This window comes from Microbacterium sp. HMWF026 (assembly GCF_003061325.1).
GTDB classification, from domain to species: domain Bacteria; phylum Actinomycetota; class Actinomycetes; order Actinomycetales; family Microbacteriaceae; genus Microbacterium; species Microbacterium testaceum_E.
Map to the genome: position 1 here is coordinate 1,969 of NZ_QAJB01000397.1, position 13,388 is coordinate 15,356.

Sequence of the window (13,388 nt, forward strand, 5' to 3'; positions counted from 1 at the left end):
CACGACCGCATCCTCACGGCCTCGCGAAACCCGTTCCTGACCGTGATGTTCGCGCCCCTGACCGAGGTGCTGTCGGAGCGTCGCGCACAGACCTCGCGCGTGCGGGTGATCCAGCAGCACGCGATCGCCGAGCACGGCCGCGTGCTCGAGGCGCTGCGCGCGCGAGACCCCGAAGCGGCGCGGATCGCGATGGACGGGCACATGCAGCAGACGCTCGACGACCTGCGCGAGCACGTGCTGCACGCGCAGGTCGGGCGCTGACGACGCGCGCGGGGCGCGACAGTCGCGCCCGACGCGCGGCGGCTCAGGCCTGCTGCTCGCCCAGGCGTTCGAGCACCCGACGGGACGCGTCCGACATCTCGGACGCGACGCCCAGCGAGCCCAGGTAGTCCACGACCGACTCCATCTCGTGCGCGCGGCGCACCGCGTGCTTGCGGCTGCCCGTCTCGTAGCGGTCCATCTTGGCCTCGGCGTCGCCCGACAGCTGCGCGGCGATCTGAGCGCGCACCCACGGCTCGCACCCCGCCGCGCGGCCGGCCTCGAGCGCCTCGATGACGATGGCGGCGAGGCTCTTCATCAGCACGCTGCGCAGCAGCTTGCGCGACGTCGCCGCCCCGGCCGGCCCCTCGATGACCTCGACGTCGGCGCCGAAGCGTCGCAGCACCTCGGCGACGTCGCCCGCGGCGGTCCCGCTGACGATCGTCTCGGTCGCGGCGCCCTTCGTCGGCACCGGCCCGAGGATGGCGACGTCGGCGAAGCGCGCCCCGGCCTTCTCGACGAGCGCGGCGACGTCGACCATCACGTCGGGCGAGGCCGTGGTGAAGTCGGCGTAGACCGCACCCGCGCGCAGGTGGGGGGCGGCGTCGGCGGCGATCCGCGCACTCAGAGCGGCGCCGGTGAGCACGATGACGAGGTCGCTCGCGGCCACGAGGTCGGTGAGCGACGCGGCGCGCTGCACCCCCTCGGGCGTCGGGGTGGGAGCGGGGTCGAACCCGCGCACCTCGTAGCCCGCCTCGACCGCGCCGCGCGCGTAGAGCGAGCCCGCCTCGCCGAGTCCGATGATGCCGATCACGCGCATGATGTTCCTTTCGAGATGCGCGGATCGAGACCCGCGCTAGCGACCGACGGCCGCTGCCGCCCGTCGGAGTTCCGGAGCCCAGTCGGGCAGGGTGTCGGGGTCGGTCGACTCGACCGGTCCCGAGGCGGAGAGGGAGGCGATGATCTCCCCCGCCGATGAGAAGACGGGCACGCTGATGGATGCCACCGCGGTGTCGCGTTCGGCCACCGAGACGTGGAACCCGTTGCGGCGGACGGCGGCGAGCTCGGCATCCAATCCCTCGGTCGAGACCGTGAGCCCGCCCGCGGTGCGCGTCTCGCCGAGGCCGCCGAGGATGCGCTCGACCTCGTCCGCAGGCAGGTGCGCGAGGATCGGCTTGCCCGCGCCGAGGTGCAGGGCGAGCCGGCGGCCGAGCGGCAGCTGGTAGCGCAGGGGGTGCTGTCCGTCGACGCGGACGGCGAGGATGCGCTCGTCGCCGCTGCGCACGTACAGCGAACTCGTGAGCCGGGTGGTCTCGGCGAGCTGCTGCAGGTGCGGCCGCGCCCGGTTGCTGAGCGCGTCGGTCGAGATGTACCCGTGCGCCATGCCGAGGGTCGCCACCCCCAGGCGGTACTCGCCGCCGCTGTTCGAGACCAGATCGCGTCGCTGGAGCACGCCGAGCAGGCGGAGCGTCGTGGCGGTCGAAAGTCCCGTCCCGCGGCCGAGGTCGACGAGTCGCAGCGGCCGGTCGGCGCGCTCGAGCAGCTCGAGCAGGTCGAGCGCGCGTTCGACGCTGCGGACCGTGGGCTGACCGGAGGTGTCTTCACGACTCGAGCTCATCCATCTAGTGTGTCGGATCGCTCACGAGGCCAGGATGCCGCGCCGCGTCTCGGCCTCGTCTTCGTTCTTGCGACGGGCGCGCTCCAGCACGGCCTCGGCCTCGGCGGCGGGGACGACGGCGAGGCCGTCGCGGTCGCCGACCACGATGTCGCCCGGGCTGACGACGACCCCGCCGAGCGCGATGGGCACGCCCACGCGGAAGGGACCGTTCTTGTACGGTCCGGCGGGGCTGCTCGAGCGCGCGAAGACGGGGAAGCCCATCTCTTCGAGGTCTCCCACGTCGCGCACCGCGCCGTCGACGACGAAGCCGATGCAGCCGACCTTGCGCAGGCGCTCGGCGATCAGCTCGCCGATGAGCGCGCGGTCGGTCACGCCGTGGCCGTTGACGACCAGCACCGCGCCGGCGGGGACCTTCGAGATGGCCTCGTGGATGCCGGCGTTGTCGCCGCCGGCGACCTCGACGGTGAAGGCCGGGCCGGCGAGGGCGGCCCCGTTCCAGACGGCGTGGATGCCGGCATCCACGACACCCAGTCGGTCCATGGAGTCGCCGATGTTGGCGACGGGCAGGGCCGCGAGACCCTCCACGACCCGACGGTCGACCGTGGCGATAGCAGTCATGTCACTCATCCGTTCTCGAGGGCCGACGTCAGTCGGCGGGCTTCCATCCGTGGGCGTACGACAGCAGCAGGGTCCAGATGCCCAGAGCACCGCCGATCCCGAAGGCCCAGGGGTTGAGGGCGTCGGCGACGCCGGTGACGAAGGAACCGTTTCCGATCAGCAGGCCGGCGATCTGCAGCAGCACCAGCACGGTGCCGACGAGGAGCATGGATGCCAGCAGCACCACGAACACGGGGGTCATCAGGGCGATCGCACGACGACGGGCGGGCCCGTGCGGCTTTTCGGCGGGGGTCTTGTCTTCAGACATGGTCTTCTCCGTTGAGGACGCGGGCTAGAACGACACCGGCAGCCAGCCGGGACCGATGAGGGCGGCGATGGCGAGGATCGGCAGCACGTACCAGACGATCAGGGGGACGAAGGTCTTCACCGGGTTCACCTGCGCGATACCGGTGGCGATGTAGATCGCCGACGCGCCGGGAGGAGAGGCCCCCTCGGTCGAGGCGGCGACGAGGACGACGCACGCGGCGAGGATCGGGTCGACGCCCGAGACCATCAGCACGCTGAAGCCGATGCCGCCGATCGTGGCGATCGTCGCGGTCGAGCTGAGCGGACCGGCGACCAGCACGACCATGACGGCGACGATGATCGACATGATCACGGGCGAGGCGTTCAGTCCGTTCAGCACCGACGAGAGCTGGTCGGCGAGGCCCAGCTCGGTGAGCACGGCGCCGCCGGCGAAGGCGAAGACGAGCGTGGCGCCGATGTCGCGGTAGCGCGGGGCGGTCTTGGCGATGAAGTCGTACCAGGCGCGGCCGCCGCGGGGCAGACCCTTCCAGCCCAGGATGACGGCGAAGATCATCAGCAGCACGGGGATCCACACGATCACGCTGACGGCGTCCATCGTGTCTTCGCCCAGGGCGGCGACGAGGGCGTCGCCGGTGGGTCCGAGGGTCACGGCCACGGGGATGACGATGCCCAGGAACACCAGCAGCGAGGTCCAGCCCTGCCGGAACGAACGCCCGAAGGGCAGGATGTCGGCGGCGGCGACCCGGTCGATCTTGTGGCGGCGCACGAAGATGAAGATCACGATCAGGCGCCACAGCACGCACCAGCCGGCCGCGGCGAACATCGCCAGCAGCAGCTTGTCGATCGTGACGTAGGGCGCGACGGTCGCGGTGCCGATGAGGATGAAGAACGACGCGCTCGGCGGGATGACGGTGCCGTTGCCCGCGTTTCCGGCGATCACGGTGGCCGAGACGTGCGCCGGCCAGTTCGAGCGCTTCATCCAGGGGATCGCGACGGAGCCCATGGTCGCGGCGTTCGCCGAACCCGAGTGCGCCACCGAGCCGAACAGGGCCGAACCGACGGTCGCGACGTAGCCCGCGCCACCGCGCAGGCGGCCGAGCATCGAGTTGAGGATGTCGACCTGCTTGTCGATGACACCCGTGGATGCCAGGAGGAAGCCGATGAACGTGAACGCCAGGGCGGCGAAGACGATCTCCTGCGTGAAGGCCGCTTCGAGGCCCACGGCCATCAGCCGCAGGACGTCGGCGCCGCCGAACGCGCAGACCACGAGGAAGCCGACGACCATCGCCTCTCCGATGCCGCGCTTGACCAGCACGCTCCAGATGACGATCACGCCGATGTAGGCGATCAGCGCCCAGACAGCCAAGCCCATAGTGCTCTCCATTGAGGTAGGGGGGGTTCATCAGATGAACTAAACGTTCACTTAGTGAAACCGTAACCCGACTCCGGTCGGTCCGTCAACACGCGACCACGTCCCCGTCGCCGGAAACGACGAATGCCCCCGGCCACTCGGGCCGGGGGCATTCGTTCGATAAGGGGTCAGCCGACGGGGGTCGCCTCGGCGGCCGCCTCGTCCTCTTCGGTGGCGACGAGCTGGCCGCACGCCCCGTCGATCTCTTTGCCGCGGGTGTCGCGGAGAGTCGTCGGGATGCCCGCGTCATTGAGGCGGCGAACGAATTCGTTCTGCACCGGCACCTCGGATGCCGTCCAGATCGACCCCGGCGTCGGGTTCAGCGGGATGGGGTTCACGTGCACCCAGCCGCGACCGCGGGCGTTGAGCTTGTCGGCCAGCAGGTCGGCGCGCCAGGCGTGGTCGTTCATGTCCTTGATCAGGGCGTACTCGATCGACACGCGGCGCCCGGTCTTGTCGAAGTAGGCGCGCGCGGCATCCAGGGCCTCGTCGACCTTCCAGCGGGAGTTCACCGGGATGAGCTCGTCGCGCAGGCCGTCGTCGGGCGCGTGGAGCGACAGGGCGAAGGTCACCGGGATGTCCTCGTCGGCGAGCTTCTTGATCGCGGGCACGAGACCCACCGTCGACACCGTGATGCCACGCGCGCTCATGCCGAGCCCGTGCTCCTTGTCGACCATGACGCGCACGGCCTGCATCACGCGGGCGTAGTTGGCCAGCGGCTCGCCCATGCCCATGAAGACGATGTTCGACACGCGGTCCAGCGAGTGGTCGTCGCGCTTCTTCCCGCCCAGGCCGCCGGCGGCGATGAGGGCGTTGGCGCGCACGATCTGCTCGACGATCTCGGCGGCCGACATGTTGCGGGTGAGCCCCGCCTGCCCGGTCGCGCAGAACGGGCAGTTCATGCCGCAGCCCGCCTGCGAAGACACGCACAGCGTGATGCGGCCGGGGTAGCGCATGAGCACCGACTCGACGAGCGCGCCGTCGTGCAGCTTCCACAGGAACTTGATCGTGTCGCCGCGGTCGGTCTCGAGGCGGCGCACCTCGGTCAGCAGCGGCGGGAGCATTCCCGCGACGAGTTCTTCGCGACCGGATGCCGGCAGGTCGGTCATGTCGGCCGGGTCGGACGTGTAGTGCGTGAAGTAGTGCTTCTCGAGCTGCTTCGCGCGGAAGCCGGGCAGACCCAGCTCCTTCACCTTCGCGACGCGCTCGTCGGCGGTCAGGTCGGCGAGGTGCACGGGGGGCTTGCCGCGCTTGGGGCTGGCGAACTGCAGCAGCGGGCGGCCGGTGTCGTCCTTGGCCTGCTGCCAGCCCTCGGTCTTCGGCCGCACCTGGCGGACGCCGGTGTTCTTCGGCCGCGTCTCGCGGACGGCGGTGTCGGCCGGGGCCCCCGCGGGGCGCACCGGCGGCGTGGTCGTGCGCGCGGGGGGCTGTTCGGTCATGGTTTCCAGGGTACCGGGCGCGTCTGCGCCGCGGCTGGGCGCGCACCTCCCTCGCGTGAGGCGCATCGGTGCCGGGCCGCAGGGTGCACGTGAGGGGCCGGGATGCCGGGCGTCGGGGGGTACACCCGGCGCGGCCCCTCACGCGATCGGGTCAGGCGGCGTCGAGATCCTGCTCGAGCAGCGCCTGAAGTTCGTCGGCCACGCGGTCGGCCTCGGGACCGTCGACCTCGAGGGCCACCTCATCGCCCGTCTTCACGCCGAGCTGCAGCAGCGCGAGGATGCTGCGCGCGTCGACGGAGGTATCGCCGGCGGCGAGGGTCACGGAGTGCTGGGACGCCGCCGCCGCGCGGGCGAAGGTGGCGGCGGGACGGGAGTGCAGGCCGGAGGAGGAGCCGAAGACGGCGGTGCGCTGTGCCATGGGGGACCTTTCGGGTGTTCAGCTCGACTGAGCGCGAGCGATGTGCAGGGCGAGGTAGCCCACCTCTTCATCGGAGATGGCGACCTCGTGCTCCGCGAGGACGAACGCGCGGATGCGTTCGGCCGTCGCGACGGCGCGCGGGTGCTTGGCCGTCATGGTTGCGAAGAGGAGGTCCTCGTCCTGCCCGGCGAGGCGGTCGCTGAACAATCTCTCCGCGAAGAACTGCAGATGCGTGAGGAACCGACGAGTGTGCAGGTCGTCGGTATCCAGGGTCACTCCCCCGGCGTGCGTGACGATCGTCGTGATGTCCGACACGAGCCCGACCACCCGCATCGAGTCGACGGACGGGCGCCCCACCTCCGAATTGACCAGGTGGAAGGCGATATTGGCCGCCTCTTCGTCGGGGAGCGCCACCCCCGTGCGGTCGCGGAGCAGTCCGAGGGCGCGCAGACCCACCTCGTATTCGCGCGGGTAGACGGTGCGCACCTCCCACGCCAGGCGGTTGGTGACCTGCAGGCCCCGCCGTTGGCGCTCCACCGCGAAGTGCAGGTGATCGGTGAGCGTGAGGTAGATGTGCGCGTCGAGTTCGATGCCCGCCTTCTCGGCATCCATCACGATCGCCCTGGTGAGCTCGACGAAGCCTCCGGGGATCTGAGCGAGCAACTCGACGAGGTTCCGCTGGTCGGCGTCATCGAGCGCGACGAACACCCGGTCGGTCGAACCCGGGGCGACCTGATCGCCCGGACGCGCCGCGAACCCGATGCCCTTGCCCAACAGCACGCGCTCCACGCCGCGCTCGTCCTCGACGAGCACGACACTGGAGTTCAGAACCTTCTTGATGATCTGCATGGGTGTCTCCGTCGACCCCGGCGGACGCGCAGCGAGTGCGGTCGTCACGCCAGGTCGGCCCCGTTCGAGGCGATGACCTTCTGGTACCAGAAGAACGAGTCCTTACGACGTCGTTCGCCGGTGCCGTTGCCGAGGTCGTCCTGGTCGACGTGGATGAAACCGTACCTCTTCGAGATCTGCGACGACGACGCACTGATGATGTCGATCGGCGCCCAGCTCGTGTAGCCGCGCAATTCCACCCCCTCGTCGACCGCGCGGATCATCTCCGCGAAGTGCGACCGGAAGTAGTCGATGCGGTACGGATCGTGGATGCGGCCGTCCTCGGTCAGCTCGTCGCGCATGCCCAGACCGTTCTCGACGATGAACAGCGGCTTGCCGTAGCGGTCGTAGAGGTCGATGAGGGAGATGCGCAGACCCACGGGATCGATCTGCCAGCCCCACTCGCTCGACGGCAGGAACGGGTTCTTCACGCCCAGCACCGTATTGCCCGGGGTCCGCTCGGCATCCGGTCGTACCGACTCGGTGAGGGTCATGTAATACGAGAACGAGATGTAGTCGACCGGGTGCTCGCGCAGCAGCTCGACGTCGCCCTCGACGAAGGGGATCGCGATGCCCTTGGCCTCGAGCGCCTTCAGCGCCAGCCGCGGGTACGCCCCTCCGGCCTGCACGTCGGTGCACAGGTACAGCAGTCGTTCCTTCGCCTGGGTCGCGGCGACGTCGTCGGGGTGGCACGTGTTCGGGTAGGTGGTGAGCATCGTCAGCATGCACCCCATCTCCGACTCCGGCCACATCTCGTGCAGCATCTTCGTCACCGACGCGGAAGCCACGAACTGGTGGTGCAGCGCCGTGTAGCAGGCCTGTTCCAGCGAGCCCTCGACGGTCTCGTCGATGATGCCGCCCGAGGTGAAGGGATGCCGGATGATGCCGTCGATCTCGTTGAAAGACAGCCACAGGTCGACGAGGTGGCCGAAGCGCTCGAAGCACGTGCGCGAGAAACGTTCGAAGAGGGCGATGGTCCCACGGTCGACCCAGGCGTTGTTCTTCAGCGCGAGCGCGAGCGGCGGGTCGTAGTGCGACAGCGTCACCAGTGGGCGGATGCCGAGGCGGCGCATCTCGGTGAAGAGGTCGAGGTAGAAGGCGATGCCCTCTTCGTTCGGCTCGAGCTCCTCACCGGTCGGGTAGAGGCGCGACCACGCGATGGACACGCGCAGCACCGAGAAGCCCATCTCGGCGAACAGCGCGAGGTCTTCGCGGTAGCGGTGATAGAAGTCGATCCCGCGCCGCTTGGGGTAGTACGCGATGTCGTCGTCGGCCATCGCGGCCGCGATGGACTCCAGCGTGTGCTGGTGGTGCACCGCGTACTCGCGCGGGTCGACGTGCGGGCGGTACTTCGCGACGTCCGAGACCGCGGGACCGCGGCCCCCTTCGTTCCAGGCACCCTCAGCCTGGTTGGCGGCGAGCGCACCGCCCCAGAGGAATCCGTCAGGCAATCCCATTCGCGGTCTCCTTCGCATCGGTCGACAGCAGAGCGGCGCCCGCGGCGACGCGTCCGGTGACGAGGGGGGCGACGTCGTAGGCGTCGCCGTTGAGCACGACGACGGGCGTCGTGATGTCGAGTCCGGCGGCCTCGATCGCCGCCAGGTCGGCGGTCAGCACGTGCTGGCCGGCTTCGACGCGGTCGCCCTGGGCGACGTGCGCGGTGAAGGGTGCCCCCTCGAGGCGGACGGTGTCGAGGCCCACGTGCACGAGCACTTCGAGGCCGTCGTCGCCCAGGATGCCGAGGGCGTGACGCGAGGGGAGCAGGCTCGACACGGTGCCGCTGATGGGGGCCCGCACCTCACCATCGGCGGGGCGGATGGCGACGCCGGGTCCGAGGATGCCTCCCGAGAACACCGGGTCGTCCACCTTCTCGAGGGCGATGACCTCACCCGTCATGGGGGCGACGATCTCGCCGACGGCGGCGTGGGCCGCCGTCCCCGCCTGCTGCTCGAGCAGACGAACGGTGGCCGAGTCGGAGTCCTTCCAGATCACCAGCGACACGATGAACGAGGTGACCATGGCGACGAGGGCGCCGATGACCGCGTGCAGCAGGTTCCACGGGTTCGTCATGTCGATGAACATCGAGATGGATGCCGCACCCGGGCTGACGAGCGCGAAGGCCGAGATCGCCGCGATGCCGAGGTACGAACCACCCACGAATGCGCCGATGACGACCGAGACGATCGCACGACGGTTCTGCAGCGTCACGCCGTACAGGGCCGGCTCGGTGATCCCGAAGAAGGCCGAGATGCCCGACGAGATCGCGGTGCCGCGCAGCGTCTTGTTCTTGGTGCGCACCGCGATGGCGAGGCTCGATCCCGCCTCGGCGAGGTTGTGGGCGAGAGAGGCGACGAGGTAGAAGCTCTCCTTGCCCGCGGAGGCCATGGTCGCCACCGTCGGCGGGATGAAGGCCTTGTGCATGCCGACCGAGACGATGAACGGCAGGGCGGCGGCCATCAGCGCCACAGCGATCCAGCCCAGCGTGCCGTAGAGCCACAGCATCGCGCCGGTCAGCAGGGTGCCGAGGAAGAAGCCGAGCGGGCCGAGCAGGAAGATCGTGGCGGGCGCCACGACGACGAAGCAGATCAGGGGCACGAGGAAGGTGCTGATGACGCTCGGGCTGATGCGGCGGGCGAAGCGCTCGACGACGGCGAGCAGCAGCACGGCGAGGATCGGGGGGAACACCTGCGCGTTGTAGGCGATCGCGGGCACCGTCAGTCCGAACAGCGCGACGCCGCCTTCCTGGGTGAGAAGGCCCGCGAAGGTCGGGAACACCAGCAGGCCCACGATGCCGAGCGCGAGCGGGATGTTGACGTCGAGCTTCTTCGCGGCGGTGTAGGTCACCAGCAGCGGGAGGAAGAAGAAGACCGCGTCGGGGATCGCGGTGAGCACCTGGTAGGTCTGGTCGGTCGTCTGCAGCCAGCCGAGCGCGACGGCGAGGATGAGGAACGACTTGAAGATTCCTGCGCCGGCGACGGCGGGGATGATCGGGGTGAAGACGCCGACGACGAAGTCCATGAACACCGACCCGGCGCGCTTGAGGGTCAGCTTCGGTGTGGCGGAGTCGACGCGCGCCGCGGCGCGCGTGCCGCTCCCGGTGCGGATCTTCTCGATCTCGCGGAAGTAGTCGTTGACACCCGAGCCCACGATGACCTGGGTCTGGGTGCCCAGCACCACGCCGATGACGCCGGGCGTGGCTTTGAGGGCGGCCTCATCGGCCTGCGAGTCATCGGCGAGAGTGAAGCGGAGGCGGGTCGAGCAGTGGTGGAGGGAAGCCACGTTGGCCGCCCCTCCGACGTGCTCGAGGATCGCGCGGGCGCTGTCCTGAGTGGTCATCGAAGTCCTTCCTTGGATCGAAGGACACGCGTCGCGACGTCGACTGCGATGCCGCCCGGGCAAACAAAAAAGGACCCGAAGGCGGCGCTCTCGCACTGCGTTCGGATCCTGCCTGCATGACCAGTCACATGTCCGTCGGCGACTCTACACGACGATTCCCGGATGTCGAATCGCGGCGTCGAACGCGCGGACCGGTCGAGTAGCGTGACGGTGTCGTCGGTTCTCCCGAGACCGGGAACGATGGCCATCGACGTGGCACCCGCCGCCGATCCCCCGACCTGATCCGCGCTCCGGCGCCGCTCGCCCTGGAGGGCACATGACCCGCATCGCCTTCCTCGACGTCGACGGCACGATCCTCGAGCACGGCTCGGCGATCGCCCCGTCGACGGTGACCGCCGTGCGGAAGGCCCGCGAGAACGGCCACCTCGTGTGGCTGTGCACCGGGCGTTCGGCGGGCGACATCCATCCCGACGTGCGGGCGATCGGCTTCGACGGGGCGATCACCAACGGCGGCGCCTACGCCGATCGCGACGGCGAGCTGGTCGTCGAGCACCCCATGCCGCGCGCCGACGTCGAGACCCTCGAGCGGTACTTCGAGGGGCACGGCATCCACTACTTCCTGCAGACGCACGACGCGGTGTTCGCGTCCGCGGGGATGGATGCCGTCATGCGCGACTTCCGCCGCGCCCGCGCCGAATGGCGGGCGGCGGAGCTGCGCGAGCGCGGACTGCCCGCCGAGGAACCGCTGTGGCGCGAGCCGCGCCCCGTGTCCGAGGTCGATCGCGACGTCGTCGCCAAGGCCGTGTTCGTCAGTTCCGCCGACGACACCGTCGCGCACGCCGCCGCGACCCTGGGCGAGGGGTTCTTCGTCATCCCGGGCTCGATGCCGCTGCCCGGTGGGTCCAACGGCGAGATCGGCCAGGCGGGCGTCGACAAGGGCTCGGCGATCCTCGAGGTGCTCGCTCTGCTCGGGCGCGATCCCGCGGATGCCATCGGCATCGGCGACAGCTGGAACGACGTCGAGATGTTCGAGGTGGTGGGCACCCCGGTCGCGATGGGCAACGCCGCGCCCGAACTGCAGCGCCTCGCCGGCCGAGTCACCACCGCCGTGCTCGACGACGGCGTGCACAATGCGTTCGCGGAGCTCGGACTCATCTGAGGCGGACCTGCCGTATCGCCGGGATCGCACCGCCTCGCCGGCTCGCTCGCATGCCGCGCCACAGCTGCCGACGAGCCCACCCCCGTCAGACCTCCACGGACACCCTCCGGGCCCGGCGGCGGCGCTCGACCTGTTCGACCGCGGGCAGTCGCTCCCGCAGGCCCGGCATCGACTCCACACGGGCGCGCTCGACGTGGGCCGCGGCCAGCGTCTGCGCCAACGTCACGTGCCCGCCGACGATCGCCTCGACCATCTCGGCGTGCTCATCCCACCGGCCGACAGTGTCACGCTCGGGCGTGAGGCGGAACAGCCACCGGGTGCGCCCCGTCAGCAGACCGCTCATCCGGGAGAGCAGAGCGTGCCCCGCCAGGGCGAAGATCTCGTCGTGCAGATCGGAGTTGCGCGTCGACGCGGAGGTGTCCGCCACGGAAGCGACGTGCGCCACCTCCAGAGCGGCGCGGAGCGCGGTGGTGTCGGCGCCCGCTGCGGCACGCCCTGCAGCGAGCCCGGCCGCAAAGGGCTCGAGCTGCATGCGCATGTCGAACAGCTCACGCGCGTCCTCCGCTGTGAAGCGGTGCACGACCGCGGCGCGGCGATGCGCCGATGAGACGAATCCCTCGGCTTCGAGGACGTGCAACGCTTCTCGCACGGGTACCCGCGAAACACCCAGCTCCTCGGCGATGTCGCGCTCGCCGAGCTTGTGCCCCATGTCGATCTCGCCGGTGATGATGCGCTCGCGCAGCACGTGCGCGATACGGCGACCGGCCGCGTCGATGTCGTCTTCCACCCGACCATCCTCTCAGGGGTGGTGGGAGCAGCGAAACGTGTTTTTGGTACTCCAAATGCGCTTCTGAGCAGCCCCCTGACCGCTTCTTGCGCTATTTGGTACTCCAAAGTATCTCGGGCGTAAGAATCACATTGCGTGTTCGTTACATCGCCTTGGTATACCGGTTGTGCCCCGTAGCGTCGGCTCCGTGCTCGCCTTCCTCCTCCGCCGCCTCGCTCTGGCCGGCGCCACGGTCTTCCTCGTGGTCACGATCGGCTTCGTCCTGGGACGCCTCACCGGCGCACCCGGCGCACTTCTCCTGCCCGACAACGCCAGCAGCGCGGACGTCGATGCGCTCAACGCCCGCCTCGGCTTCGACCGCCCCGTCCTCGTGCAGTACCTCGACTTCCTCCGCGGAGTCCTCGTCGGCGACCTCGGCGACTCCTACCGTCTCCACGAGTCCGCCCTCGGCCTCGTGTGGGAGCGTCTTCCCGCCACGGTCGAGCTCGCCTTCTGGGCGTTCCTCGCCGGCTTCGCACTCGCCCTGATCGCCGCCGTGGTCATCCACCTCAGCGGAAGTCAGATGCTCCGATCGGCCGTGGGGTGGCTGGGCGCGACGCGACAGGCGGTGCCGGACTTCTTCTTCGCCCTGCTCCTCGTGCTGATCTTCTCCGTCTCACTCGGGCTGCTGCCCTCCCTCGGCCGGACGAGCCCGGCGAGCCTCGTTCTCCCCGTCCTCACCCTCGCCACCGGGCAGTTCGTCATGTATCTCCGCCTGCTGGACGCCGCCCTCAGCGATCAGGCCGAGCAGGACTACGTCCGCACCGCCTTCGCGATCGGCCAGTCCCGCCCGACGATCCTCTTCACGCAGATGCTTCCCAACGCCCTGCCGCCGGTGCTGGGCATGGCGGGCCTGAACCTCGGCGGCCTGCTCGGCGGAACCGTCGTCGTCGAGGTGGTGTTCGCCTGGCCCGGGCTCGGCAGCCTTCTCACGGATGCCGTGAGTCAGCGCGACTTCCCGATCGTCCAGGCGGGACTGCTGTTCGTCGCCGTCGCCTTCGTCGTCGTCAACACCCTCGTCGACCTCCTCGTCGCCCGCATCGATCCCCGAACGGCCACCTCATGACCACCGTCGCCCTCCCCCCGCTCCCCGAGGCCACGACCGGGGCGG

At 69.9% G+C, this 13,388-nt stretch carries 14 protein-coding genes; 3 read left to right on the forward strand and 11 right to left on the reverse strand.

Going from position 1 to position 13,388, the window contains the following annotated elements; all coding sequences use genetic code 11:
- The coding region (locus DBR36_RS18560) for a FadR/GntR family transcriptional regulator (RefSeq protein ID WP_258222876.1) at positions 1–261 on the forward strand (261 nt) is incomplete at its 5' end.
- Positions 262–304: 43 nt separating this feature from the next.
- Here DBR36_RS18560 and DBR36_RS14715 read toward each other — a convergent pair.
- The 10 genes from DBR36_RS14715 to DBR36_RS14760 form a co-directional block, all read right to left on the reverse strand.
- Positions 305–1,078, reverse strand: coding sequence for an NAD(P)-binding domain-containing protein (locus DBR36_RS14715; protein ID WP_108320504.1), 774 nt, complete (start codon positions 1,076–1,078; stop codon positions 305–307).
- Positions 1,079–1,114: 36 nt separating this feature from the next.
- Positions 1,115–1,876, reverse strand: coding sequence for an IclR family transcriptional regulator (locus DBR36_RS14720; RefSeq protein ID WP_108320505.1), 762 nt, complete (start codon positions 1,874–1,876; stop codon positions 1,115–1,117).
- 21 nt (positions 1,877–1,897) lie between these two features.
- Positions 1,898–2,494 (reverse strand): methyltransferase, encoded by a 597-nt coding sequence (locus tag DBR36_RS14725; protein WP_108320506.1) that lies wholly within the window; start codon positions 2,492–2,494, stop codon positions 1,898–1,900.
- Positions 2,495–2,522: 28 nt separating this feature from the next.
- On the reverse strand, positions 2,523–2,801 hold the full coding sequence (locus DBR36_RS14730) for a hypothetical protein (protein WP_108320507.1): 279 nt from the start codon (positions 2,799–2,801) through the stop codon (positions 2,523–2,525).
- Positions 2,802–2,825: 24 nt separating this feature from the next.
- Positions 2,826–4,172 carry a TRAP transporter large permease subunit gene (locus tag DBR36_RS14735; protein ID WP_108320508.1) on the reverse strand — a complete coding sequence of 449 codons (1,347 nt, stop codon included), beginning with the start codon at positions 4,170–4,172 and terminating at the stop codon, positions 2,826–2,828.
- Between the two features lie 167 nt (positions 4,173–4,339).
- Positions 4,340–5,650: a 23S rRNA (adenine(2503)-C(2))-methyltransferase RlmN gene (gene rlmN, locus DBR36_RS14740; RefSeq protein ID WP_181373624.1), complete on the reverse strand. Its 1,311-nt coding sequence runs from the start codon at positions 5,648–5,650 to the stop codon at positions 4,340–4,342.
- 151 nt (positions 5,651–5,801) lie between these two features.
- Complete coding sequence (locus tag DBR36_RS14745; RefSeq protein WP_108320509.1) at positions 5,802–6,068, reverse strand: HPr family phosphocarrier protein; 267 nt, start codon at positions 6,066–6,068, stop codon at positions 5,802–5,804.
- Between the two features lie 18 nt (positions 6,069–6,086).
- Positions 6,087–6,917: a PRD domain-containing protein gene (locus DBR36_RS14750; RefSeq protein WP_108320510.1), complete on the reverse strand. Its 831-nt coding sequence runs from the start codon at positions 6,915–6,917 to the stop codon at positions 6,087–6,089.
- Positions 6,918–6,961: 44 nt separating this feature from the next.
- Entirely contained in the window at positions 6,962–8,413 is a 1,452-nt protein-coding gene (locus DBR36_RS14755) for a glycoside hydrolase family 1 protein (RefSeq protein WP_108320511.1), read from the reverse strand.
- On the reverse strand, positions 8,400–10,292 hold the full coding sequence (locus DBR36_RS14760) for a beta-glucoside-specific PTS transporter subunit IIABC (protein ID WP_108320512.1): 1,893 nt from the start codon (positions 10,290–10,292) through the stop codon (positions 8,400–8,402). Before DBR36_RS14760 ends, DBR36_RS14755 begins: the two co-directional genes overlap by 14 nt.
- A 316-nt stretch (positions 10,293–10,608) precedes the next feature.
- On the opposite strand from DBR36_RS14760, the gene DBR36_RS14765 reads away from it, so the two are divergent.
- Positions 10,609–11,451 (forward strand): Cof-type HAD-IIB family hydrolase, encoded by an 843-nt coding sequence (locus DBR36_RS14765; protein WP_108320513.1) that lies wholly within the window; start codon positions 10,609–10,611, stop codon positions 11,449–11,451.
- Positions 11,452–11,536: 85 nt separating this feature from the next.
- On the opposite strand, the gene DBR36_RS14770 is transcribed toward DBR36_RS14765, so the two are convergent.
- Positions 11,537–12,238 (reverse strand): GntR family transcriptional regulator, encoded by a 702-nt coding sequence (locus tag DBR36_RS14770; protein WP_108320514.1) that lies wholly within the window; start codon positions 12,236–12,238, stop codon positions 11,537–11,539.
- 187 nt (positions 12,239–12,425) lie between these two features.
- Between DBR36_RS14770 and DBR36_RS14775 the strand changes: the two genes are divergently transcribed.
- Positions 12,426–13,343: an ABC transporter permease gene (locus DBR36_RS14775; RefSeq protein ID WP_146185382.1), complete on the forward strand. Its 918-nt coding sequence runs from the start codon at positions 12,426–12,428 to the stop codon at positions 13,341–13,343.
- Positions 13,344–13,388 lie beyond the last annotated feature (45 nt).

Coding starts and splice junctions, on each gene's coding strand:
- DBR36_RS14715 (WP_108320504.1), bottom strand. CDS start 1,078: ATGCGCGTGATCGGCATCATCGGACTCGGCGAGGCGGGCTCGCTCTAC.
- DBR36_RS14720 (WP_108320505.1), bottom strand. CDS start 1,876: ATGAGCTCGAGTCGTGAAGACACCTCCGGTCAGCCCACGGTCCGCAGC.
- DBR36_RS14725 (WP_108320506.1), bottom strand. CDS start 2,494: ATGACTGCTATCGCCACGGTCGACCGTCGGGTCGTGGAGGGTCTCGCG.
- DBR36_RS14730 (WP_108320507.1), bottom strand. CDS start 2,801: ATGTCTGAAGACAAGACCCCCGCCGAAAAGCCGCACGGGCCCGCCCGT.
- DBR36_RS14735 (WP_108320508.1), bottom strand. CDS start 4,172: ATGGGCTTGGCTGTCTGGGCGCTGATCGCCTACATCGGCGTGATCGTC.
- rlmN (WP_181373624.1), bottom strand. CDS start 5,650: ATGACCGAACAGCCCCCCGCGCGCACGACCACGCCGCCGGTGCGCCCC.
- DBR36_RS14745 (WP_108320509.1), bottom strand. CDS start 6,068: ATGGCACAGCGCACCGCCGTCTTCGGCTCCTCCTCCGGCCTGCACTCC.
- DBR36_RS14750 (WP_108320510.1), bottom strand. CDS start 6,917: ATGCAGATCATCAAGAAGGTTCTGAACTCCAGTGTCGTGCTCGTCGAG.
- DBR36_RS14755 (WP_108320511.1), bottom strand. CDS start 8,413: ATGGGATTGCCTGACGGATTCCTCTGGGGCGGTGCGCTCGCCGCCAAC.
- DBR36_RS14760 (WP_108320512.1), bottom strand. CDS start 10,292: ATGACCACTCAGGACAGCGCCCGCGCGATCCTCGAGCACGTCGGAGGG.
- DBR36_RS14765 (WP_108320513.1), top strand. CDS start 10,609: ATGACCCGCATCGCCTTCCTCGACGTCGACGGCACGATCCTCGAGCAC.